Origin of the sequence: Pseudoxanthomonas sp. SORGH_AS_0997 (genome assembly GCF_031453535.1) — a bacterium.
Classification (GTDB): domain Bacteria; phylum Pseudomonadota; class Gammaproteobacteria; order Xanthomonadales; family Xanthomonadaceae; genus Pseudoxanthomonas_A; species Pseudoxanthomonas_A winnipegensis.
Genome location: NZ_JAVIZI010000001.1, coordinates 3327159 through 3349604 on the forward strand (window position 1 = coordinate 3327159; position 22446 = coordinate 3349604).

Annotated in this window: 19 protein-coding genes; 12 read left to right on the forward strand and 7 right to left on the reverse strand. The window is 71.0% G+C overall.

Going from position 1 to position 22446, the window contains the following annotated elements:
* Nucleotides 1-19 precede the first annotated feature (19 nt).
* The 3 genes from QE438_RS14485 to baeS are packed head-to-tail and all read right to left on the reverse strand — an operon-like array spanning nt 20 to nt 3481.
* On the reverse strand, nt 20-1354 hold the full coding sequence (locus tag QE438_RS14485) for an APC family permease (protein WP_130532194.1): 1335 nt from the start codon (nt 1352-1354) through the stop codon (nt 20-22).
* Between the two features lie 58 nt (nt 1355-1412).
* Nucleotides 1413-2099, reverse strand: a complete 687-nt coding sequence (locus QE438_RS14490) for a response regulator (protein ID WP_307184107.1) — start codon at nt 2097-2099, stop codon at nt 1413-1415.
* Nucleotides 2096-3481, reverse strand: coding sequence for a sensor histidine kinase efflux regulator BaeS (gene baeS, locus QE438_RS14495; RefSeq protein WP_306994695.1), 1386 nt, complete (start codon nt 3479-3481; stop codon nt 2096-2098). The genes QE438_RS14490 and baeS overlap by 4 nt, the downstream gene beginning before the upstream one ends.
* A 207-nt stretch (nt 3482-3688) precedes the next feature.
* Between baeS and QE438_RS14500 the strand changes: the two genes are divergently transcribed.
* The 5 genes from QE438_RS14500 (at nt 3689) to QE438_RS14520 (ending at nt 12001) form a co-directional block, all read left to right on the forward strand.
* Nucleotides 3689-4822, forward strand: coding sequence for an efflux RND transporter periplasmic adaptor subunit (locus QE438_RS14500; RefSeq protein ID WP_306996272.1), 1134 nt, complete (start codon nt 3689-3691; stop codon nt 4820-4822).
* Nucleotides 4823-4831: 9 nt separating this feature from the next.
* Nucleotides 4832-7972 (forward strand): efflux RND transporter permease subunit, encoded by a 3141-nt coding sequence (locus QE438_RS14505; protein WP_306994693.1) that lies wholly within the window; start codon nt 4832-4834, stop codon nt 7970-7972.
* Nucleotides 7969-9420 carry an efflux transporter outer membrane subunit gene (locus tag QE438_RS14510; protein ID WP_306994691.1) on the forward strand — a complete coding sequence of 484 codons (1452 nt, stop codon included), beginning with the start codon at nt 7969-7971 and terminating at the stop codon, nt 9418-9420. Before QE438_RS14505 ends, QE438_RS14510 begins: the two co-directional genes overlap by 4 nt.
* A 5-nt stretch (nt 9421-9425) precedes the next feature.
* Entirely contained in the window at nt 9426-10655 is a 1230-nt protein-coding gene (locus tag QE438_RS14515) for a multidrug effflux MFS transporter (RefSeq protein ID WP_309734942.1), read from the forward strand.
* 125 nt (nt 10656-10780) lie between these two features.
* Complete coding sequence (locus QE438_RS14520; RefSeq protein ID WP_306994687.1) at nt 10781-12001, forward strand: serine hydrolase domain-containing protein; 1221 nt, start codon at nt 10781-10783, stop codon at nt 11999-12001.
* Nucleotides 12002-12056: 55 nt separating this feature from the next.
* On the opposite strand, the gene QE438_RS14525 is transcribed toward QE438_RS14520, so the two are convergent.
* Nucleotides 12057-12965, reverse strand: coding sequence for a LysR family transcriptional regulator (locus QE438_RS14525; protein WP_306994685.1), 909 nt, complete (start codon nt 12963-12965; stop codon nt 12057-12059).
* Nucleotides 12966-13061: 96 nt separating this feature from the next.
* On the opposite strand from QE438_RS14525, the gene QE438_RS14530 reads away from it, so the two are divergent.
* The 4 genes from QE438_RS14530 to queF all read left to right on the forward strand — a co-directional run bounded on the left by QE438_RS14530 (nt 13062) and on the right by queF (nt 17453).
* Nucleotides 13062-14141: an aldo/keto reductase gene (locus tag QE438_RS14530; protein ID WP_306994683.1), complete on the forward strand. Its 1080-nt coding sequence runs from the start codon at nt 13062-13064 to the stop codon at nt 14139-14141.
* Nucleotides 14142-14173: 32 nt separating this feature from the next.
* Nucleotides 14174-15211, forward strand: a complete 1038-nt coding sequence (locus QE438_RS14535; RefSeq protein WP_306994681.1) for an aldo/keto reductase — start codon at nt 14174-14176, stop codon at nt 15209-15211.
* Nucleotides 15212-15386: 175 nt separating this feature from the next.
* Complete coding sequence (locus tag QE438_RS14540; protein WP_306994679.1) at nt 15387-16379, forward strand: aldo/keto reductase; 993 nt, start codon at nt 15387-15389, stop codon at nt 16377-16379.
* 255 nt (nt 16380-16634) lie between these two features.
* Nucleotides 16635-17453 carry an NADPH-dependent 7-cyano-7-deazaguanine reductase QueF gene (gene queF / locus QE438_RS14545; RefSeq protein WP_306994677.1) on the forward strand — a complete coding sequence of 273 codons (819 nt, stop codon included), beginning with the start codon at nt 16635-16637 and terminating at the stop codon, nt 17451-17453.
* A gap of 186 nt (nt 17454-17639) precedes the next feature.
* Here the strand turns inward: queF and QE438_RS14550 are convergent, their stop codons facing one another.
* Complete coding sequence (locus QE438_RS14550; RefSeq protein WP_130532205.1) at nt 17640-18176, reverse strand: cytochrome b; 537 nt, start codon at nt 18174-18176, stop codon at nt 17640-17642.
* Nucleotides 18173-19261: a catalase family peroxidase gene (locus tag QE438_RS14555; RefSeq protein WP_306994675.1), complete on the reverse strand. Its 1089-nt coding sequence runs from the start codon at nt 19259-19261 to the stop codon at nt 18173-18175. Before QE438_RS14555 ends, QE438_RS14550 begins: the two co-directional genes overlap by 4 nt.
* A gap of 351 nt (nt 19262-19612) precedes the next feature.
* Between QE438_RS14555 and QE438_RS14560 the strand changes: the two genes are divergently transcribed.
* Both QE438_RS14560 and QE438_RS14565 read left to right on the forward strand, forming a co-directional pair.
* Entirely contained in the window at nt 19613-20140 is a 528-nt protein-coding gene (locus tag QE438_RS14560) for an RNA polymerase sigma factor (protein WP_306994673.1), read from the forward strand.
* Nucleotides 20137-20883 (forward strand): anti-sigma factor, encoded by a 747-nt coding sequence (locus QE438_RS14565; protein ID WP_130534167.1) that lies wholly within the window; start codon nt 20137-20139, stop codon nt 20881-20883. The genes QE438_RS14560 and QE438_RS14565 overlap by 4 nt, the downstream gene beginning before the upstream one ends.
* 233 nt (nt 20884-21116) lie before the next feature.
* On the opposite strand, the gene dmeF is transcribed toward QE438_RS14565, so the two are convergent.
* Nucleotides 21117-22094 carry a CDF family Co(II)/Ni(II) efflux transporter DmeF gene (gene dmeF, locus QE438_RS14570; RefSeq protein WP_306994670.1) on the reverse strand — a complete coding sequence of 326 codons (978 nt, stop codon included), beginning with the start codon at nt 22092-22094 and terminating at the stop codon, nt 21117-21119.
* Between the two features lie 54 nt (nt 22095-22148).
* On the opposite strand from dmeF, the gene QE438_RS14575 reads away from it, so the two are divergent.
* Nucleotides 22149-22421, forward strand: coding sequence for a metal/formaldehyde-sensitive transcriptional repressor (locus tag QE438_RS14575; RefSeq protein ID WP_306994668.1), 273 nt, complete (start codon nt 22149-22151; stop codon nt 22419-22421).
* The last annotated feature ends 25 nt before the right edge of the window (nt 22422-22446 follow it).

The following is a 22446-nucleotide window of genomic DNA, read 5'->3' on the forward strand; positions in this document are numbered from 1 at the left end:
GTCGACGGGCCCTGGCCCATCATTCCGGCGCGCGCACCTTGCGCCCCATCGCGCGCAGCACGGCATAGATCAGCACCAGGATCATCAGCGCCACGCCGATGGCCTGCCATTCCTTGCGCGTCAGCGTGGTGACGATGGCCGCCATCGATCCGACGGCCAGCACCGGCACCAGCGGGCCGCCCCACAGCACGAAGGGTTCGCCGCGCTCGCGCAGGTCCAGGCGCTGGGCCTGCCAGGCGGCGATGGAGACCAGCAGATAGACCAGGCAATTGGCGCCGCCGGAGACCAGCACCAGCGCATCGAAGCTGCCGCCCAGGGCCAGCGCCAGCGCGATCGCCGCGTGCACCGCCAGCGCCAGCAGCGGCACGCGGTGGCGCGCGCTGACCCGGGCGAAGGCCGACGGCAGGAAGCCGTCGCGCCCCAGCGCGAACAGCGAGCGCGAGGACGCCAGCAGATTGCCCAGCACGAAGCCGGCCATCGACACGCAGGCGGTGATCAGCAGCAGCGCGCGCGCCGGCGCCCACAGGGCCGCGGCGGTGTCGGCCAGCGGCACGCCGCTGTGCGCCAGCGCTGGCCCGAGCAGGCCCTGGCTGACGATCTGCAGGCCCAGGTACAGCACGACCACCAGAAGAATGGCCGCCAGCGTGGCGCGCGGCACGTTGCGCGACGGGTCGCGCACCTCGCCCGAGGGGATCAGCGCGGTCTCCACGCCCGAGTAGGCGAAGATCACCAGCACCATCGACATGCCCAGCGCGCTCCACGACGGCACCTCGCCCGGCAGGAAGCTGACCTGGCTCCAGTCCACGAACCAGATCCCGCACGCCACCAGCGCGAACAAGGGCGTCAGCTTGACCGTGGCCAGCACCGCGATCGCACGCGCGCCGAGCTTGACGCCGAAGGCATTGAGCGCGAACAGCACCGCATACAGCGCCGCGATCAGCCCCATGCGCGCGCCCGGGCCGGCGAGCGCCGGCACCAGGTTGGCGACCTGGGTGGCGAAGGCCGCGGCCACGCCCGCGCTGGAGGCCACGTTGCCGATCCACATCAGCGCGCCGGTGATGAAGCCGGCGAACGGGCCGAACGCGGTGCCCACATAGGTGTACGGCCCGCCAGTGGCGCTGGCGCGGCTGCCGATGGCGGCGAAGCACAGCGTCACCGGGATCACCGCCAGCGCGCCGACCAGCAGCGCCAGCGGCGCGGTCGGCCCCATCTGCAGCGACAGCGCGGCCGGCATGCGGAAGATGCCGCCGCCGACGATGATGTTGATCACCGCCGCGGTCAGGGCGAAGGCGCCCACGGCGCGGATCAGGGCGGCGTCGCCCTGCAGGGGTTTGGTCGGGGTGGGGGCGGACATGGGCGCGGCGCTGGGAAGACGCGGCAGCGTCGCATGCCCATGCCGTGCAGGGCCAGCGTCAGACTTCCAGCCGGTAGCCCATGCCGTAGATCGAGCGGATCGGATCTTCGCTCAGCCCGGCCTCGTGCAGCTTGCGGCGCAGGTTGCGCACGTGGCTGTCGACGGTGCGATCGGCGACCACGCGGTGGTCGACGTAGAGATGATCGAGCAGGCGCTCGCGCGACCACACCCGGCCGGGCGCCCCCAGCAGCGTGCGCAGCAGACGGAACTCGACCGCGGTCAGATCCAGCGCCTGCCCGTGCAGCAGCGCGCGGCCGTTGGCCTGGTCGATGGTCAGACCCGGGATCGGAGGTTCGGGCTGGCCCTGGCGCACGCGGCGCAGCACCGCGCCGACCCGGGCGATGACTTCCTTGGGGCTGAAGGGCTTGCAGATGTAGTCGTCGGCGCCGACCTCCAGGCCCAGCAGGCGGTCGATCTCCTCGACCCGTGCGGTGACCATGATCACCGGCACCTGGCTGACCGCGCGCAGCGCGCGGCACACGTCCACGCCGTCGCGCCCGGGCAGCATCAGGTCCAGCAGCACCAGCGCCGGGCCGTGCGCAGCGACGGCGTCCAGCACCGCGTCGCCATCGGCGACCCATGCGCTGCGGTAGCCGGCGGCATGCAGATAGTCGCGCAGCACCGCGGCCAGGCGCGGTTCGTCCTCGACCACCAGCACCAGCGCGTTGTCGGCCGCCGCAGTCATGCGTCGAGCAGCGGCAGGGTGAGCACGATGCGCAGGCCGCCCAGCGAGGACGCTTCGGCATGCAGCGTGCCCTCGTGCGCCTGGGCGATGTTGCGACAGATCGCCAGCCCCAGCCCGCTGCCGCCGCTGGCGCGGTTGCGCGAGGCCTCGACCCGGTAGAAGCGCTCGAACAGCCGCGCGCGCTTGTCCTCGGGCACGCCCGGCGCACTGTCTTCGACCACCACCTGGGCGCGCGTGCCGATCCGCTGCGCCGACACGGCCACCGTGCCGCCGACGTCGGTGTAGCGCAACGCATTCTCCAGCAGGTTGGCGAGCAGCTGCTGCAGCCGGCGCTCGTCGCCGTACACGGGCAGCGACGCGGACAGGGCCACCGCCTTCAGCGTCAGCCCGGCCGCGTCGAAGCGGCCGCGCATCGGCGCCAGCGTGGCCTGCAGCACCGGCGCCAGATCCATCGCGCCGCGGTGGTAGGCCAGCGTGCCGGACTGGGTCAGCGCCAGGTCGTGCAGGTCATCGATCAGCTTGCCGAGCTGGCCGACTTCGGCCTGCAGCGGCGCCAGGGTGGTCCAGGTCATCGGCCGGATGCCGTCCTGGATCGCCTCCAGCTCGGCGCGCAGCACCGCCAGCGGGGTGCGCAGTTCGTGCGAGATGTCGGCCATGAACGCGCGCCGGGTCTGCTCGGTGTGTTCCAGCGCATCGGCCATCTGGTTGAAGTCGCGCGCCAGTCCGCCGATCTCGTCGCGGCGCCCGGCATCGATCCGCACCGTGTAGTCGCCCGCCGACAGCCGATGCGTCGCCGCCGCCAGCCCCCGCACGCGCCGCAGCAGCGCGCGCGACAGACCCAGCGCCACCAGCGCGGCGATCAGCACCGAGGCGATGCCGATGGTCCACCAGTGCTGCTTCTGTTCCTCGATGAAGCGCTGCTCGTTACCGGCCAGCACGCGCTGGAACGGCACCATCGCCATCCACCCGACGGTGCGCCCGTCGACCACGACCGGGCGCCGGATCGCGTCGCCCGCCACGGCGGGATTGCCCGCGATGCGATGGCCCTGCGCATCCAGCAGCGCGAAGCGGAACACCGCGCCGCTCTGGTCGGACACCGGCGGGACGCGCGACTCGATGTCGATCTCCTCGGTCTCGCTGGGCCGCAGCAGGGTGAACCAGACATCGGGATGGCCACGCACGAATTCCCAGTCGCCGTGGCGCGCGTACTCGCCCTGCAGACGCGGCAGCAGATGTTCCAGGCGGCCGATGCCCTGGTCGTTGAGATAGCCCAGGAAGCCGCGCTCGAAGACGATGCGCGTGGCCACGCCATTGATCACCAGCACCAGCGCGCACGCGGCCAGGATGGCGCAGAACAGCTTGGCGGTGATGCCGAACTTCATGGCGGAAGGCGAGACCTGCGCGGGGAGCGGACCGCGACATTAGCGGCGTGCGCGCCGGCCAAATCAAGCCGCCGAAAGCAATCTCCATATTTGCTGCACAGTTGCCGCGCATCTTGCCGCACCTGGAAACCTTTCGAGTGCGTCCGAATGCCTGCCGCCGCGTCCTTGCCCGTGCTCTTTCGCCTGGTGTTGCCCGTTGCGCTGGTGATGGCGCTGGGCGCCTGCTCCAAGCCCGGTGCCCCACCCTCGCGCGAGGCGAGCGTCGGCGTGCAGACGGTGACCACCCAGCCGCTGACGATGGACCAGACCCTGCCGGGCCGCACCGTGGCCTACATGACCTCCGACGTGCGCCCGCAGGTCGGCGGCATCCTGCAGAAGCGCCTGTTCACCGAAGGACAGGAGGTGCAGGCCGGCCAGGTGCTGTACCAGATCGATCCTGCCAGTTACCAGGCCGCCTTCGACAACGCCAACGGCGAGCTGGCCCAGGCCGAGGCCGCGGTGCTGTCGGCCAAGCCCAAGGCGCAGCGCTACCAGAACCTGGTCAAGCTGGACGCGGTGAGCAAGCAGGATGGCGACGATGCCCTGGCCACGCTGCGCCAGGACGAGGCCGCCGTCGTGGCCGCCAAGGCCGCGCTGCAGACGGCCAGGATCAACCTGGACTACACGCGCATCACCGCCCCGATCAGCGGTCGCATCAGCGCCTCGGCCTACACCCCCGGCGCGCTGGTGACCGCCAACCAGGACAGCGCGCTGACCACCATCCAGCAGCTGGACCCGATCTACGTCGATGTCACCCAGACCAGCGCGCAGCTGCTGGCGCTGCGCAAGCAGCTCGACGCCGGCCTGCTGAAGTCGGTCGACGGCAAGGCCCAGGTCAAGGTGTTGATGGAGGACGGCAGCACCTACGGCAGGACCGGCACGCTGGAATTCGTCGGCACCTCGGTCGACACGGGCACGGGCAACGTTTCCCTGCGTGCGGTCATCCCCAACCCCGACCGCCTGCTGCTGCCCGGCATGTACGTGCGCGCGGTGCTGCCGATGGCGATCGACAGCCAGGGCATCCTGGTGCCGCAGAGCGCGGTGACCCGCGATACCAAGGGCCAGGCCACGGTCAAGCTGGTCGGCAGCGACGGCAAGGTCGAGCAACGCGTCATCCAGACCGGCGAGGCGCGCAAGGACCAGTGGATCGTCACCGGCGGCCTGAAGGCGGGCGAGCAGCTGATCGTCGACGGCGCCAGCAAGGTCTCGGCCGGCGACACGGTCAAGTCCGAACCGGTCAAGGCGGCGCAGACCCAGCCCGCGGCCACGACCGGCGCCGGCGACGCGAAGCAGGCGGAGTAAGGAACCGCCATGTCCCGCTTCTTCATCGACCGGCCCATCTTCGCGTGGGTCATCGCCATCGTCATCACCCTGGCCGGCACGCTGGCGGTGTTCACCCTGCCCGTGGAGCAATACCCCGACATCGCCCCGCCTTCGGTCTCCATCCGCGCCACCTATACCGGCGCCTCGGCCGAAACCACCGAGAACTCGGTCACCCAGGTCATCGAGCAGAACATGACCGGCCTGGACAACCTGATGTACATGGCGTCCAGCAGCACCTCCTCGGGCAGCGCGCAGGTCACCCTGACCTTCTCTTCGGGCACCGACCCCGACATCGCCCAGGTGCAGGTCCAGAACAAGCTGCAGCAGGCCCAGTCGCTGCTGCCCGATTCGGTGCAGAGCACGGGCGTCACGGTGACCAAGTCGTCCGGCAACATCTTCATGGTGCTGGCCTTCACCTCCGACAACGGCAGCCTCGATGGCACCGACATCGCCGACTACATGGTGTCCTCGCTGCAGGACCCGCTGAGCCGGGTCAACGGCGTAGGCAACGTGCAGGTGATGGGCTCGGAGTACTCGATGCGGATCTGGCTGGATCCGGAGAAGCTGCGCACCTATTCGCTGATGCCCTCGGACATCACCAGCGCGATCAGCGCCCAGAACAGCGACGTCACGGCCGGTTCGCTGGGGGCGCTGCCGGCGGTGGAAGGCCAGTCCCTGTCGGCCACGGTGACCGCGCGCAGCCGCCTGCGCACCGTCGGTCAGTTCGAGAACATCGTGGTCAAGTCCGATCCCAGCGGCGCGCGGATCCTGCTCTCGGACGTGGCCAGGGTCGAACTGGGCAGCCAGGACTACGCGGCGGTGAGCAAGTTCAACGGCAAGCCCGCCGCCGGTATCGGCATCGAGCTGGCCTCGGGCGCCAACGCCATGGACGTGTCCGAGGCGGTGCAGGCCAAGCTGGCCGAGCTGCAGCCCTACTTCCCGGCCGGACTGAGCTATCACGTGGCCTACAGCACCACGCCGTTCGTGAAGATCTCCATCGAGGAGGTGGTCAAGACCCTGATCGAGGCCATCGTCCTGGTGGTCGCGATCATGTATCTGTTCCTGCAGAACTGGCGCGTCACGCTGATTCCCGCCATCGCGGTGCCGGTGGTGCTGATGGGGACCTTCGGCGTGCTGTCGCTGCTGGGCTACTCGATCAACACCTTGTCCATGTTCGCCATGGTGCTGGCGATCGGCCTGCTGGTGGACGATGCCATCGTGGTGGTGGAGAACGTCGAGCGGGTGATGAGCGCCGAGGGCCTGTCGCCCTATGAGGCCACCCGCAAGTCGATGGGCCAGATCACCGGCGCCCTGGTCGGCATCGCCCTGGTGCTGACGGCGGTGTTCCTGCCGATGGCCTTCTTCGGCGGGTCCACCGGCGCGATCTACCGCCAGTTCTCGGTGACCATCGCCTCGGCGATGACCCTGTCGGTGCTGGTGGCCATGACCCTGACCCCGGCCCTGTGCGCGACGCTGCTGACGCCGATCGAGCAAGGCGGGCACACCAGCCGCAAGGGCCTGCTGGGTCGCTTCTTCGGCGGGTTCAACGGGCTGTTCGAACGCAGCGCCGCGCGCTATGGCCACGGCGTGCGCAAGATGGTCTCGCACCGCAGGCTCGGCGTGGTCGTGTACGCGGCGATCCTGCTGGCGATGGGCCTGCTGTTCTGGCGCCTGCCGACCTCGTTCCTGCCCGAGGAAGACCAGGGCATGCTGATGGTGCAGGTCAAGCTGCCCTCCGGCGCCACCCAGCAGCAGACGCTGAAGGTGATCAACGAGGTCAGCGATTACGTCCAGCGGCAGCCGGAAGTGGACAGCGTGATGTCGGTGGCCGGCTTCAGTACGGGGGGCAGCGGCCAGAACTCGGGCATGGGCTTCGTCAAACTCAAGGACTGGAGCGAGCGCGAAGCCGACGCGACCTCCATCGGCGCCCGCATCACCATGGCGATGGCGCGCAAGTTCCGCGATGCGCAGATCTTCGCGATCGCGCCGTCCGGTATCCCCGGCCTGGGCCAGAGCGCGGGATTCACCCTGGAGCTGCAGGACACCGGCGGCGCCGGCCACGAGGCGCTGGTGGCGGCCAAGAACCAGCTGCTCGCACTGGCCAGCAAGGACAGCGCGGTCACCGCGGTGCGCTACGGCAACCTGGAGGACGCGCCGACCTTCGACGTCAAGATCGACGATGCCAAGGCCGGCGCCCTGGACCTGAGCCAGAGCGACATCAACGCCACGCTGTCCACCGCGATGGGCAGCACCTACGTCAACGACTTCGTCAACGGCGGCCGGATCAAGAAGGTCTACGTGCAGGGCGAAGCCAGCGCGCGCATGCTGCCGCAGGACATCAATCGCTGGTCGGTGCGCAACAGCGACGACCAGATGGTGCCGTTCTCGGCGTTCTCCACCACCGGCTGGAGCTATGCGCCTTCCTCGCTGTCGCGCTTCAACGGGACGGCCTCGATGGAGATCAGCGGCCAGGCCGCCAGCGGCGTCAGCTCGGGCACGGCGATGGCGCAGATGGCCGCGCTGGTCAGGCAGATCCCCGGCCAGTTCGGCTATGCGTGGTCGGGCCTGTCCTACCAGGAACAGCAGTCCGGCTCGCAGGCGCCGCTGCTGTACGCCGTCTCGCTGCTGTTCGTGTTCCTGTGCCTGGCCGCGCTCTATGAGAGCTGGTCGATTCCGTTCTCGGTGATGCTGGCCGTGCCGATCGGCGTCGTAGGCGCGCTGCTGCTGACCTCGTTGCGCGGGCTCAACAACGACGTCTACTTCCAGGTCGGCCTGCTGGCCACCGTCGGCCTGGCGGCCAAGAACGGCATCCTGATCGTCGAGTTCGCCAAGGACCTGGAGGCGCAGGGCAGGCCGCTGATCGAGGCGACCCTGGAGGCAGCCAGGCAGCGCCTGCGCCCGATCCTGATGACCTCGCTGGCCTTCATGCTCGGCGTGCTGCCGCTGGCGATCAGCAGCGGCGCCGGTTCGGGCGGCCGCCACTCGCTGGGCACCGGCGTGCTGGGCGGCACGCTGGCCTCCACCGTGCTGGGCATCTTCTTCGTCCCGTTGTTCTACGTGATCGTGCGCAGCCTGTCCGGCAAGAAGCGCCCCAAGCCCGCCGCACGCGGCACCGAGGTGACCCCATGAGCCGCGCCTTCCCGCGCTATGCGGCGCTGACCCTGGCGTGCGTGGCCACGCTGTGCGGCTGCGCCAGCATGGCCCCCCGCTACGAACGTCCCCAGGCCCCGGTGGCCACGTTGTTCCGCGATGGCCCCGCCGCCGGCGCCGATTCGGGCGTCACCACGGCGGTGGCGTGGCTCGACTGGCAGCAGGTCTTCCTGGATGCGCGCCTGCGCCAGGTCATCTCGCTGGCGCTGGACAACAACCGCGACCTGCGCGTGGCGCTGCTCAACATCGAGACCGAACGCGCGCAGTACCGCATCCAGCGCGCCGATCTGTTTCCCTCGATCGACGCCACCGCCAGTCAGACCCGCGCACGCACCAGCGCCAGCAGCAGCGGCGGCGGCGTCAGCCAGACCGCCAGCGCCGATGTGGGATTCAGCAGCTGGGAGCTGGACCTGTTCGGCCGCGTGCGCAGCCTCAAGAAACAGGCGCTGGAGACCTGGCTCTCCACGGGCCAGACCCAGCGCAGCACGCGCATGACCCTGGTGGCCGAGGTGGCCGCCGCATGGCTGACGGTGGCCGCCGACCAGCAGCGCCTGGCGCTGGCCAGGCAGACGCTGGACAGCCAGCGCCAGACGCTCAAGCTGAGCCAGGCCGAGCACGATGAAGGCACCATCTCCGGACTGGACCTGGCCCAGGTCCAGACCAGCGTCGAATCGGCGCGCGCCGACGTGGCCAGCTATACGACGCAGCTGGCCCAGGATCGCGATGCGCTGGAACTGCTGGTCGGCGCGCCCGTCGGCGATGCGCTGTTGCCCGGCGCCGATGCGCTGCAGCGCTCGGTGGCGCTGGCGCCGATCCCGGGGGATCTGGACTCGCGCGTGCTGTTGCAGCGCCCGGACGTGCTGGCGGCCGAGCACGCGCTGAAGGCGGCCAACGCCGATATCGGCGCGGCGCGCGCGGCGTTCTTCCCGACCATCTCGCTGACCGCCTCCAGCGGACGCGACAGCACGGCGCTGGACACGCTGTTCGACAGCGGCAACCGGACCTGGTCCTTCGTGCCCTCCATCAGCCTGCCGATCTTCCATGCCGGCGCACTCAAGGCCGAGCTGGACGTGGCCAAGCTGTCCAAGCAGATCGAGGTGGCCGAGTACGAGCGCACCATCCAGACCGCCTTCTCCGAGGTGGCCGACGCGCTGGCCGCGCGCGCCAACCTGGACGAGCAGCTCGATGCGCAGGCCGCGCTGGTGGCCGCCACCCAGCGCGCCTACACGCTGGCCGATGTGCGTTACCGCAATGGCGTGGACAGCTATCTGGAGGCCCTGGATGCGCAGCGCTCGCTGTACAGCGCCCAGCAGAACCAGATCACCCTGCGCCTGACCGAGGCCAACAACCGGGTCACGCTGTACAAGGTGCTCGGCGGCGGCGCCGATGCCGAGCCCGACGTCGGCCTGGCGGAGGCCGTGCGATGAGCGGGATGACCGATGCACGCGCCCACGGCGCGCGCTCACCGCTGCGGCTGGCGCTGATCCTGGGCGCGCTGGGCGCGTTCGCGCCCTTCGCCACCGACATGTACCTGACCAGCTTCAGCGCGATCGCCGCCGACCTGGCCACCGACGTGGCGCACGTGCAGCTGAGCCTGTCGAGTTTCTTCCTGGGCCTGTGCGTGGGCCAGCTGCTGTACGGGCCGATGACCGACGCCTGGGGCCGCCGCGGGCCGCTGCTGGTCGGCATCTGGCTGTTCGCCGTGGCCTCGCTGCTGCTGATGCTGAGCCCACGCGTGGAGCTGTTCATCGGCCTGCGCGCGCTGCAGGCGGTCGGTGGCTGCGCGGGCATGATCGTCGGCCGCGCGATCGTCCAGGACCTGATGACGCCGGGCGAAGCGGCGCGCATGCTCTCGACGCTGATGATGGTGCAGGGCCTGGGGCCGGTCCTGGCGCCGCCGCTCGGCGGCTGGCTGCTGGCGCTGGCCGGGTGGAAGAGCGTGTTCGTGTTCCTGGCGCTGTTCGGCAGCGCCTGTCTGGTCGCCGTGTGGCGCGGCCTGCCGGAGTCGCTGCCCGTCGCCGCCCGGCGTCCGCTGCGCCTGGGCGACACCGCGCGCACCTTCGGCCGGCTGCTGCGCACGCCAGGATTCGTGCTGCCGGCGCTGACCGGCGCCATGGCGATGGCCGCCATGTTCGCCTACATCGCCGGCTCGCCGTATGTGTTCATGGTCCTGCACCACGTGCCCCAGCAGCACTATGGCTGGCTGTTCGCCGCCAATGGCATCGGCATGGTGATCGCCGGTCGGATCAACGTGATACTGCTGCGCCGGCTGCCCACCCGCACGGTGCTGCACCTGGCGATCTGCGTGATGCTGCTGGCCGCGGCGGTGTTGCTGCTGTTGCGCGACAGTGCGCTGCCCTGGCTGGTGGCGCCGCTGTTCGTCTGCATCGGCTGCGTGCCCATGGTGGCGGCCAACAGCGTGGCCATGGCGATGGAGACGGATCGCTCCGCCGCGGGCAGCGCATCGTCGCTGATCGGCGCCTTGCAGTTCGGCCTGGCCACCTGCGCCAGTGCGCTGGTCGGCACCCTGGACGACGGCACGGCGCTGCCGATGACCGCGGTCATGGCCGGCTGTACCGCCATCGCGGCCGTGCTGGCCTGGCTGCCGCCGCGTCCGGCGCAGGCGGGCCTGACCTGCGTCCCTGACGACCAGCCGGAATGAACGCGCAGGGCCCCCATGGGCCACGTGCCCCCGCATGGAATACCGCGTTGCCCGGGCGTCGTTGAGCGGGCCCGAACGCGGCGCGCATGATCGGCCCGCTTCCGTTGCGAGTCGAGAGGTGTCCGATGCTTGCACTGACCGGTCTGCTGCTGGGCGGGATGCTCGCCACGCCGACGCCCGCGCCGCCCGATCCCGCGCTGGCCAAGCGCCTGGACGCCGTGCTCGACACGGCCGTGGCCGAACAGCGCGTCGTCGGCGCGGTGGTGCTGGTGGCCCGCGATGGGCAGGTGGTGTATCGACGCGCGGTGGGCCAGGCCGACCGCGAGGCCGGCGCGCCGATGACGCCGGACACGCCGTTCCGGCTGGCGTCGATGACCAAGCCGGTGGTGACGCTGGCCGCGCTGCGCCTGGCCGAGCAAGGCAAGCTGGAGCTGCAGGCGCCGGTGACGCGCTACCTGCCGTGGTTCCGACCGCGGCTGGCCGATGGCACCGCGCCGGCCATCACCCTGGCCCAGCTGCTCACCCACACCGCCGGGCTGGGCTATCGCTTCGAGGAATCGGCCGATGGCGTCTACGCGCGGCTGGGCGTGTCCGACGGCCTGGACGATGCGGGCCTGGGCCTGGAGGACAACCTCAAGCGCCTGGCGCAGGCGCCGCTGTACTTCCCGCCGGGCCAGGGCTGGCGCTATTCGCTGGGCATCGACGTGATCGGCGCGGTGATCGAACAGGTCACCGGAAAGCCATTGCCGGAGGCCGTGCACGCCCTGGTGACCGGGCCGCTGCGGCTGGACCACCTCGCCTTCGTCGCCGCGCCCGGCACGCCGCTGGCCGTGCCCTATGCCGACGGCCACCCGCCGCTGCGGATGACCGAGAACATGGACGTGCCCCTGCCCGAAGGCCTGGGCTCGGCGGTGCGTTTCTCGCCCAGGCGCGCCTTCGACGCCAAGGCCTTCCCGTCCGGCGGCGCCGGCATGATCGGCACCGCCGACGACTATCTGCGCCTGCTGGAGTTCGTGCGCACCGGCAGCGGCGGCCTGCTCAAGCCCGCCACGCTGGCCGACGCGCGCCGCGACCAGGTCGGCGCCCAGGCGCAGACGCAGGGCCCCGGCTGGGGCTTCGGCTACGGCTGGGCGGTGCTGGACGATCCGGCCGCCGCGCACAGCCCGCAGGGCAAGGGCACGCTGCAGTGGGGCGGCGCCTACGGGCACAACTGGTTCGTCGACCCGGTCAACAGGTTCAGCGTGATCCTGCTGACCGACACCGCCTTCGAAGGCATGTCCGGCCCCCTGGTCGGCCAGGTGCGCGATGCGGTGTACGGCCGCACGGCGCCCTCTTCCCAGCCCTAAGGGCGGTGGCGCGCCCTGCGCGAAGGTCTGCGGCGCGCGAGCGCGGCCGTCGCGGCTACGGGCACGGCACGCCTGCCAGCCGCTCGCGCAGGAAGTCGATGAATACCCGCAGCTTGGGCGCCAGGTGCTCGCGCTGTGGGTAATAGACGTACCAGCCCGGGAACGGCGCCTGCCAGTCGTCCAGCACGCTGCGCAGGCGGCCGGCGGCGATGTCCTCGCGCACCTGCCAGGCGAACACCTGCCCCAGCCCCAGCCCGCGCCGCAGCGCGTCCAGGCCGAGCACGGTGTCGTTGACCACCAGCGGGCCATCGACCTCCATCTCGAAATCGCGGCCGTCGCGGGTGAACTCCCAGGGCTGCATCCGGCCGTCGCTGCGGCGCCAGCGCAGGCAGGCGTGCCCAGCCAGGTCATCGGGCGTGGCCGGCACGCCATGCCGGTCCAGATAGGCCGGCGTGCCCACGATGGTCTGCCGCTGCAGCGGGCCCAGCGGCAGGGCCACCATGTCGCGCTGCAGGCATTCGCCCAGGCGGATGCCGGCGTCGAAGTGGCCCTCGACGATGTCGGCCAGGCGGCGGTCGACGAACAGCTCCACCGTCACCTCCGGGTAGCGCGCCAGGAACTCGGGCAGGTACGGGCACACCAGCTGTTCGGCCGCCACCGCCGCCAGGTTGATGCGCAGCGTCCCGGCGGGCCGGTCGCGCAGGAAGTCCAGGTCGGCGAAGGCGGCGTCGATCTGCTGCAGGCCGGGCGCGACCCGCTGCAGGAAGCGCTCGCCATGCTCGGTCAGACCCACCCGGCGCGTGGTGCGGGCCAGCAGGCGCACGCCCAGCTGGCCCTCCAGCGCGCGCACGCTCTGCGACAGCGCCGAGGTGGACACGCCCAGCTCGGCGGCGGCGCGGGTGAAGTTGCCGTGCCGGGCCACGCAGGCGAAGGCGACGACGGCGGGCAGCGGATAGGCGGCCATTGTGAAGCCTTGCTTCAAGGACGATCCGGATCATCCCGGTTTATCCCCAGGTCCGCCAGTTCCAGACTGTCGCCCTCCCCCCAACGAGGCCCTGCCATGTCCCTGGACCACTACCGTCTGCTCGGCCGCTCCGGCCTGCGCGTCAGCCCGCTGTGCCTGGGCACCATGACCTTCGGCGCCGACTGGGGCTGGGGCGCCGACGAGGCCGACGCGCGCCGCCTGTTCGACACCTATGTCGACGTCGGCGGCAACTTCCTCGACACCGCCAACATCTACACCGACGGCAGTTCGGAGACCCTGCTGGGCCGCTTCGCCGCCGGCCGGCGCGACCGGCTGGTGATCGCCAGCAAGTACACGCTCAACCCCTTCCCCGGCGATCCCAACGGCGGCGGCAACCACCGCAAGGCGCTGATGCAGTCGGTGGAGGCCAGCCTCAAGCGGCTGGGCACCGACTACCTGGACCTGCTCTACCTGCACATCTGGGATGGCACCACGCCGGTGGACGAGGTGATGCGCGGCTTCGACGATCTGGTGCGCGCCGGCAAGCTGCTCTACGCCGGCATCTCCGACACGCCGGCCTGGCAGGTGGCGCGCATGCAGACCCTGGCCGAGCTGCGCGGCTGGGCGCCGCTGGTGGCCCTGCAGATCGAGTACTCGCTGGCCCAGCGCACGGTCGAACGCGAGCTGGTGCCGATGGCCGCCGGCCTGGGCCTGTCCGTGCTGGCCTGGTCGCCCCTGGCCATGGGCATCCTCACCGGCAAGTACACCCACGCCGACCTGGAGCGCGCCCGCGCCCAGGGCAGCGGCAGCACGCCCGGCGGCGAGGGCGGCCGCGGCGCGGTGGCCTATTCCCATGCGATGTTCGACGAGCGCACCCTGGCCATCGCCGAGGTGGTCAAGGCCGTGGCCGGCGAGACCGGGCATTCGGCCGCGCAGGTGGCGCTGGCCTGGCTGCTGCAGCGCCCGGACGCGCCGATCCCGATCATCGGCGCGCGCACGCCGCAGCAGCTGCAGGACAACCTGGGCGCGCTCGACGTGCGCCTGGACGCGTCCCAGGTGCAGCGCCTGGACGAGGTCAGCGCGGTGGCGCTGGGCTTCCCGCACGACTTCGCGCGCAGCCCGATCCCGCAGCAGCTGGTGTTCGGCGGTACGCGGGTCCAGCCGCGCGCGGCCTGAGTCCCTCCCCTACAAGACGACAGGAGTTCCCCATGAAGACCCGCACCCTCGGCCGCAATGGCCCCACCGTCTCCGCCCTCGGCCTGGGCTGCATGGGCATGAGCCACGCCTACGGCACCGGCGACGACGCCGAATCGCTGGCCACGCTCGATCGCGCGCTGGAGCTCGGCATCGACTTCTGGGACACCGCCGACATCTACGGCCCGCACACCAACGAGACCCTGCTCGGCCGCGCGCTCAAGGGCCGGCGCGATCGGGTGTTCCTGGCGACCAAGTTCGGCTTCGTCGCGGGCAGCGGCCAGTTCGGCGCCGGGCAGGGCCCGCGGGTGGACGGCTCGCCGGCCTATGTGCGCCAGGCGGTCGAGGCCAGCCTGGCGCGCCTGGGCACCGACCACATCGACCTGTACTACCTGCACCGGCTCGACCCGGCCACGCCGATCGAGGACACCGTGGGCGCCATGGCGCGCCTGGTGGAGGAAGGCAAGGTGCGCCATCTGGGGCTCTCGGAAGTCTCCGCGCCCACCCTGCGCCGGGCGCAGGCCGTGCATCCGATCACCGCGCTGCAGAGCGAGTACTCGCTGTGGACGCGCGAGCTGGAAGGCAACGGCGTGCTCGAGGCCGTGCGCGAACTGGGCATCGGCCTGGTGCCGTTCTCGCCGCTGGGGCGCGGCTTCCTCACCGGCGCCATCGCCACGCCGGACCAGCTGGACGAGGACGACTTCCGCCGCAAGAACCCGCGCTTCCAAGCCGAAGCGCTGGCCGCCAACCTGCGCCTGGCCGACACGGTCAAGGCGGTGGCCGCCGACGTCGGCGCCACCCCCGCCCAGGTCGCGCTGGCCTGGGTGCTGGCACAGGGCGAGCCCGCGCGCGCCGCGGACGGCCGCAACGAACTCCACATCATCCCCATCCCCGGCACCAAGCGCCGCAAGTACCTGGAGGACAACGCCGGCGCGGTGGACGTGCGGCTGGACGCCGACGCGCTGGCCAGGCTGGAGACGGTGTTCGTGCCCGACGTGGCCGGCCCGCGCTACGGCGCGACCGAGGCGGCGATGGTGGACCGGTCCCCTTGATCGCCTTGCGCAGACCCTGTCCCCAGGCCGCGTCCCGCAGAGCGGGGCATCGGCGTGCAGGAAACAGTGCAGCGCATCCATGTGCACCGTCGCCTACGCGCCCGCACCAGACAATGACGACAGATCGCCGCGCCCCCGCGGCCGCTGCACCGATTTCCCTCCACAGGAGCACGCAATGAAAACCCGCACTCTCGGCCGCAATGGCCCCACCGTCTCCGCCCTCGGCCTGGGCTGCATGGGCATGAGCGATTTCTACGGCGCGCGCGACGACGCGACCTCGATCGCCACCATCCACCGCGCCCTGGACCTGGGCGTGACCCTGCTGGACACCGCCGACATGTACGGCCCGCACACCAACGAGGAACTGGTGGGCAAGGCGATCCAGGGGCGCCGCGAGGCCGTGTTCGTCGCGACCAAGTTCGGCATCGTGCGCGACCCGGCCAACCCGCAGGCGCGCGGCATCAACGGCCGCCCCGACTACGTGCGCGCCTCCATCGAAGGCAGCCTGCGCCGCCTGGGTACCGACCACGTGGATCTGTACTATCAGCACCGCGTGGACCCGACCGTGCCGATCGAGGACACCGTCGGCGCGATGGCGCGCCTGGTGGAGGAAGGCAAGGTGCGCTATCTCGGCCTGTCCGAGGCCGCGCCGGAGACCCTGCGCCGCGCGCACGCCGTGCACCCGATCACCGCGCTGCAGACCGAGTACTCGCTGTGGACCCGCGACCCGGAAGAGAACGGCGTGCTGGCCACCGTGCGCGAACTGGGCATCGGCTTCGTTCCGTACTCGCCGCTGGGACGCGGCTTCCTGAGCGGCGCGATCAAGCGGCCGGAGGACTTCGACGCCGACGATTTCCGTCGCCACAACCCGCGCTTCCAGGGCGAGAACTTCGCCAGGAACCTGGCGCTGGTGGACAAGGTGCGCGCGCTGGCCGAGGCCAAGGGCGTCAGCGCCAGCCAGCTGGCGCTGGCCTGGGTGCTGGCCCAGGGCGAGGACCTGGTGCCGATCCCCGGCACCCGCCGCATCGCCAACCTGGAGGAGAACCTGGGCGCGATCGATCTGGTGCTGGATGCGGCCGACCTGGCCGCGATCGATGCGGTGTTCCCCGTCGGCGCCGCGGCGGGCACGCGCTATCCCGAGCAGAGCATGGCGGCCGTGCATCGCTGAGGGACTCGGGCGGGCGCCTCTGTCTTCGTGCGGGGGCGCTTGGCCGAAGGCGAGCGGTGTCTTGCGAAAGGCGACCACTCACGACTTCTACTGCTCCGCACGAGTGCGGACCTGTATGCCCACCGCTGCCGTGACAGTACGCCGCGTCGATGCGGGAGTACGTCGCCCAGGCGAAAGCACGTTGCACCGCAAGATCCGGTGGCAGGCGCCGGCGGCCGCGCAGTAGGGTTCCGGGGTCGGGCTTAAAATGCCCGCATGAACACCCCACAAGAGTCCCTGCTCGGTCGCGAGGTCGCCTATCCCTCGCACTACGACCCGGCCCTGCTGTTCCCGATCCCACGCGCGGCCGCCCGCGCCGAGATCGGCCTGGACGCGGCCGCCCTGCCCTTCACCGGCCACGACCGCTGGCATGCCTATGAACTGGCGTGGCTGGACACGCGCGGCAAGCCGCAGGTCGCCACCGCCACGTTGACCGTGCCGGCCGATGCGCCGAACCTGATCGAGTCCAAGTCGCTCAAGCTCTACCTCAACTCGCTCAATGCCGAGCGCTTCGAGACCCTCGATGCGGTCTGCGAACGCGTGGCGGCCGACCTGTCCGCGCGCGCCGGCGGCGCGGTGAAGGTGCAGGCCGGCCTGCCGCCCTTCGGCGAGCAACCCGGCACGCTGCTGGATGCGCTGGAGCTGGACATCGACGACTACGGCCCGCCCAACCCTGCGCACCTGTCGGCCGATGCGGACGACTTGGCCAGCGAGACGCTTGTCTCGCACCTGCTCAAGTCCAACTGCCCGGTCACCGGCCAGCCGGACTGGGGCACGGTGGTGCTGCGCTACGACGGCCCGCGCATCGACCACGCCGGCCTGCTGCGCTACCTGGTGAGCTTCCGCGACCACGCCGGCTTCCACGAGCAGTGCGTGGAGCGCATCTTCGCCGACGTGTCCGCGCGCTGCGCCCCGCAGCGCCTGTCGGTGGAGGCGCGCTACACCCGCCGCGGCGGCCTGGACATCAATCCCTGGCGCATCACGCCCGGCTGGGACGCCGGCATCACCGCACCGATCCGCGAACTGCGGCAGTGACTCGCTGGGTGGGAGCAACTGTCTCCTCAACTCCAGCAGCCGCACTTCTGTAGAGCGGAGCTTGCTCCGCTGAGGCGTTCCCCACGAACCGAACGAAGAGCAGCGGAGCTAGCTCCGCTCTACAGGTGGGAGCCGCCATGGCGGCGATGAGGCTTCACCCAAGCGCCCACCACCACGACCCAGCATTCACCGCTTCCCGCTGCGCGCCATGCTGGCGAACACGCCATCGCGGCGCACCCAGGCGTGGAACAGCGCGGCGGCCAGGTGGCCCAGCACGGTGGCGAACAGCACATAGGCCAGCACCGTATGGGCCGGGCGCAGCAGCGCATACAGATCGGCGCTGTGCGGCGCGATCGGCGGCAGATGCACGCCGCCGAACAGCACGATCGGATAGCCGCCGGCCGACAGCATCCCCCAGCCGATCAGCGGCATGGCGAACATCAGTCCGTAGAGCAGCCAGTGCGAGGCATGCGCGGCCAGCTTCTGGATCGCCGGCAGGTCGGCTGGCAGCGGCGGCGGCGGGCTGCGCAGCCGGTTGATCAGCCGCACGATCACCAGCAGCAGGATGGCGATGCCCAGCGGCCGGTGCAGGTCCAGCAGCGTCGGCCGCCAGGCCAGGGAGACCACCATGCCGGCGCCGATGAACAGCATCGCCAGGATCATCGCGGCCATCAGCCAGTGCAGCGCGCGCGCCAGCGCGTCGAAGTGCCCATAGCGGTTCATTTCGCGTCTCCTTTCGCGGCGCCGGTGGCTTCGGGCGCCTGGCCCGTGCCGATTTCGTGCTCGCGGCGGTTGAAGGAGACCGAATACACCGCCGAGCGCGCCGCCAGGATCGGATCCTTCGACGGCGCCATGCCATCGGGCAGCACCGTCGGGTCGTAATTGATGTCGCGGCAGGCGCCGGTGTCCTGCGGCGAGGTGGCGGTGAAGCTCACCGTGCCGGCCACGACCTGGGTGCGGTCGTCGGGCCAGGGCTGTGAGGGATCGTCGATCGGATCGCCGTCGCCGGCCTCGGTGACGACCAGATCCCACTTCACCGGGCCCTTGGCCAGACGCGTATCGAACTCCTCGCTGAGGAAGTCCGCGTCGGACTGCGCGCGCTGCGCTTCGCTGAGCGCCTCGAACGGCGCCTGCGGCCGCAACGACCAGCGCACCGCATGGCGCTCGCCTTGCGCATTGGTGAACCAGAAGCTGTTGACGCCGTTGAACTGGGTATTGGCCCAGCTGTTGGACCACGGCGCCGACTTGGCCCAGGCCAGGAACTTCTTGGCTTCCGGATACTGCGCCAGGAACGCGGCCATCTTGGCCGGGTCCGGCTTGCCGGTGGCCGGATCGGGCGCCGAGGCGAGGTTCTGCGCCTGGAAGCCTTCCGGTGTGGCGACCACGAAGAACGGAAAGCTGTTCATCGCCGTGCGCCATTCCTGGCCGTCGTCGGTCTTGAGCAGCAGCGCGACGCTGCGGACGCGGGCCTGGCTGTCGGCGCCATGCGGATCGCCGCCGCCGATCGATAGCCGCCCCAGGATCGGCGTGCTGGGCTGGGTGAACACCCGCGCCTTGGACAGCTGCGGCGCCTGCGCGCTTGGCGTGAACGCGCCGGCCACGCACACCCCCTTGGTGTGGGCACGGCGGAAGCCTGGATGCGGCTTGCCGGCCTCGATGGTGTCGGTCATCTGCTGCGGCGTCAGGCCGCGGCCGAACCAGCCACCGACCCAGGCGAAGGCCACGGCCAGGACGGCGACGATGGCGGCGATCCCGGCCAGCGCGGGCACGGCGCTGCGCTTGGGCGGGGGAGCAGGGGGCTGGGACATGGGCGGACCTGGCGATGGCGGGAGAGTGCAGGTAGGACGTCGCGGCGGGGGGATTTATTCCCGCATCGCGCCGCAGCGTTCTTTTGCCCCCTCCCTTTCGCGCGCAGCGTGAAGGGGAGGGCTGGGGAGGGGTTGGCCTTTGCTTTTGCTGTCGTCTGGAGCGAGAAGCAACAACAAAAGCACCCCTCCCCAACCCTCCCCTTCACGCTGCGCGTGAAAGGGAGGGAGCAGTCAGCAGCAGCTTCGATGGTCCATGCGCCTCCAGACCCGCTGCTCACGCAAAGCCTTCCGATTCGGGAATACCCTGCGCTCTGGTTCGTCCTATCCAGATCCCCGCGACACCTGGCCGCCATGCCCACCCCCACCGATCTCGACGACGCCACGCTGCGCACGCTGATCCCGCGTCTGCGCCGGTTCGCGCGCTCGCTGGTGCACGAGCCCGCCGCGGCCGACGATCTGGTCCAGGCCACGCTGGAACGCGCACTGCTCCACGCCCGCCACCGGCACACGCCCGATGCGCTGCAGGCCTGGCTGTTCTCGATCCTCTACCGGCAGTTCATCGACGAACACCGCCGCGGCCAGCGCTGGCGGCGGCTGGCCCAGCTGTTCAGCGGCGGCGACGCCGAGACCGCGCCCTCGGCCGAACGCGTGGCCGCCTCGCACGCCACGCTGGCGGCCTTCGACACCCTGCCGGCCGAACAGCGCGCGCTGTTGCTGCTGGTCAGCGTGGAGGGCTTCAGCTATCGCGAGGTCGCCGACACGCTGGGCGTGCCGATCGGCACGGTCATGTCGCGCCTGGCCCGCGCGCGCCAGGCGCTGCGCGCGGCCAGCGACACCGAACCCAAGCCGGCGCGGCCGGCGCTGAAGGTGCTGCGATGATCCATCTGGCGCCCAGCGAAGCCGACCTGCACGCCTATGTCGACGGCCAGCTCGACGCGAGCGCGCGCGCCGAGATCGAGCGCTGGCTGGCCGCCCACCCCGAGCGTGCGGCAGTGGTGGCCGACTGGAAGCGCGACGCCGAACGCCTGCGCGTGCAGCAGGCGCTTCCCGAACACTGGCCGGCCAATCCGCTGCTGGACCCGGCCCGCCTGCGCCGCCAGGTCCGCGCGCGGCGCCGCACCCGATTGGGCATGGCCGCGGCGATGGCGCTGTCGCTGTGCGTCGGCGTCGGCCTGGGCTGGCAGGCGAAACAGGCGCAGAACCCGGTCGCGCGCCTGCCGATGGCCGATGCCGTGGCCGCCTACCGGCTGTTCGCCACCAGCGACACCCTGGCCTCGCTGGACAGCGCCTCGCCCGCGCAGCTGCGCGACTGGCTGGCCCTGCACTTCGGCGCGCTCGACCGGGTGCCCGACCTCTCGGCCCAGGGCTTCCACCTGGTCGGCGGCCAGCGCCTGTCCACCGAGCAGGGCGCGGCGGCCATGCTGGTCTACGCCGACGCGCAGGGCACGCGCCTGGGTCTGTACGTGCGCCCGGGCGGCTGGTTCCGCCGGCCCGGACAGCGCCGCGACGGCGACCTGCTCGCCCAGTACTGGTCGCGCGGCGATGCCAGCTTCGCGGTGGTCAGCCCGTTCGATGATCCGCGCGCCCGCAGCGTCGCCTCCGCGCTGGCCCCGCGCGGCTGAGGCGCTGTTGACCTGGTAGGGCTGTTGGCTTGGTGGGAGCACCTGTCTCCTCAAATCTCGCGGCGACCCGCCTGTAGAGCGGAGCTTGCTCCGCTGGGGCCTTCCCTACGAACCGAACGAAGAGCAGCGGAGCAAGCTCCGCTCTACAGGTAGGAGCCACCATGGTGGCGATAGGGCTTTCCTGGTAGAGCCCATCGCCACTGTAGTGGCTCCCACAAAGCAAAGCCCGCGGATCAGGCGACCTGCGCGGCATTGATCTCCACCGTGACATGCACCAGCTCCTCATGCACGGCCAGCGCCGCGCGCACCGCCTGCGGCGACAGCCCAGCCGCGCTGACCAGGGAGACGATCGCCGCATACTGGCCGCGGCCGACGCGCCACACATGCAGGTCGCTGATCGCCGTCGGCTGCGGCAACGCAGCGACCACCTCGCGCACTTCCTCCACCACCGGCGCATCCATCTCCGCATCCAGCAGCACCCGGCCGGTGGCGCGCAGCAGGCCCACGGCCCATAACGTGACCAGCACCGCGCCGGCGATGCCCATCACCGGGTCCAGCCAGGCCGCGCCGAAGAAACGCCCGGCCAGCAGCGCGGCGATCGCGAGCACCGAGGTGGCCGCGTCGGCCAGCACGTGCAGGTAGGCGGCGCGCAGGTTGAGGTCGGCGTGATGGTCGTGGTCGCCGTGGGCATGCCCGTGGTGATCGTCGTGGTGATGCGCGTGGCCGTGGTCGTGCCCGTGGTGGTGATGGGTGTGGTCGTCCTTCAGCCACCAGGCGCAGACCAGGTTGACCGCCAGGCCCAGCACCGCCAGCACGATGGCCTGGTCGTAGCGGATCGGCAGCGGATCGACCAGCCGCTGCACCGACTGCCAGGCCATCAGCAGCGCCACGCACAGCAGCAGCACCGCGCTGGTGTAGCCGCCGAGGATCTCGATCTTCCAGGTGCCGAAGGCGAAACGCGCGTCGCGCGCATAACGCCGCGCCGCCGCGTAGGCCAGCAGCGACAGGCCCAGCGCCAGCGCGTGCGAGCTCATGTGCCAGCCGTCGGCCAGCAGCGCCATCGAGTTGAAGAGCCAGCCGCCGGCGATCTCGGCCACCATCATCAGCGCGGTCAGCACCACGGCGCGGCGGGTGTTGCGCTCGCCGGCCGCATTGCCGGTGACGAACTGGTGGTCGTGGCGATGCGCATGCAGCGCGTGGTCGAGGGACATGGGCCGGGTCCGGGGTGTAGGATACCCCCCCATGGTATACACGAGCCCGGCCCCATGTCGCATGTGATCCACGACGCCCCGCGCCTGACCCCGCGCGTGAAGCGCCTCAAGGGCCAGGTCGCCGCCCTGGAGAAGGCGCTGGCCGGCGAACCGGAATGCCTGGCCGTGCTGACCCAGATCGCCGCCATCCGCGGCGCGGCGCAGAGCCTGCTGCTGGAGGTGCTGGAAGGTCATATGCAGTCGCACGTGGCCGAGGAGAAGAACTCCGCCGCGCGCCGCGCCGAGGTCGCCGCCGTGAACAAGATCCTGCGCTCGTATCTCAAATAGCGGGACGCCGGGCGCGGGCGTTGCC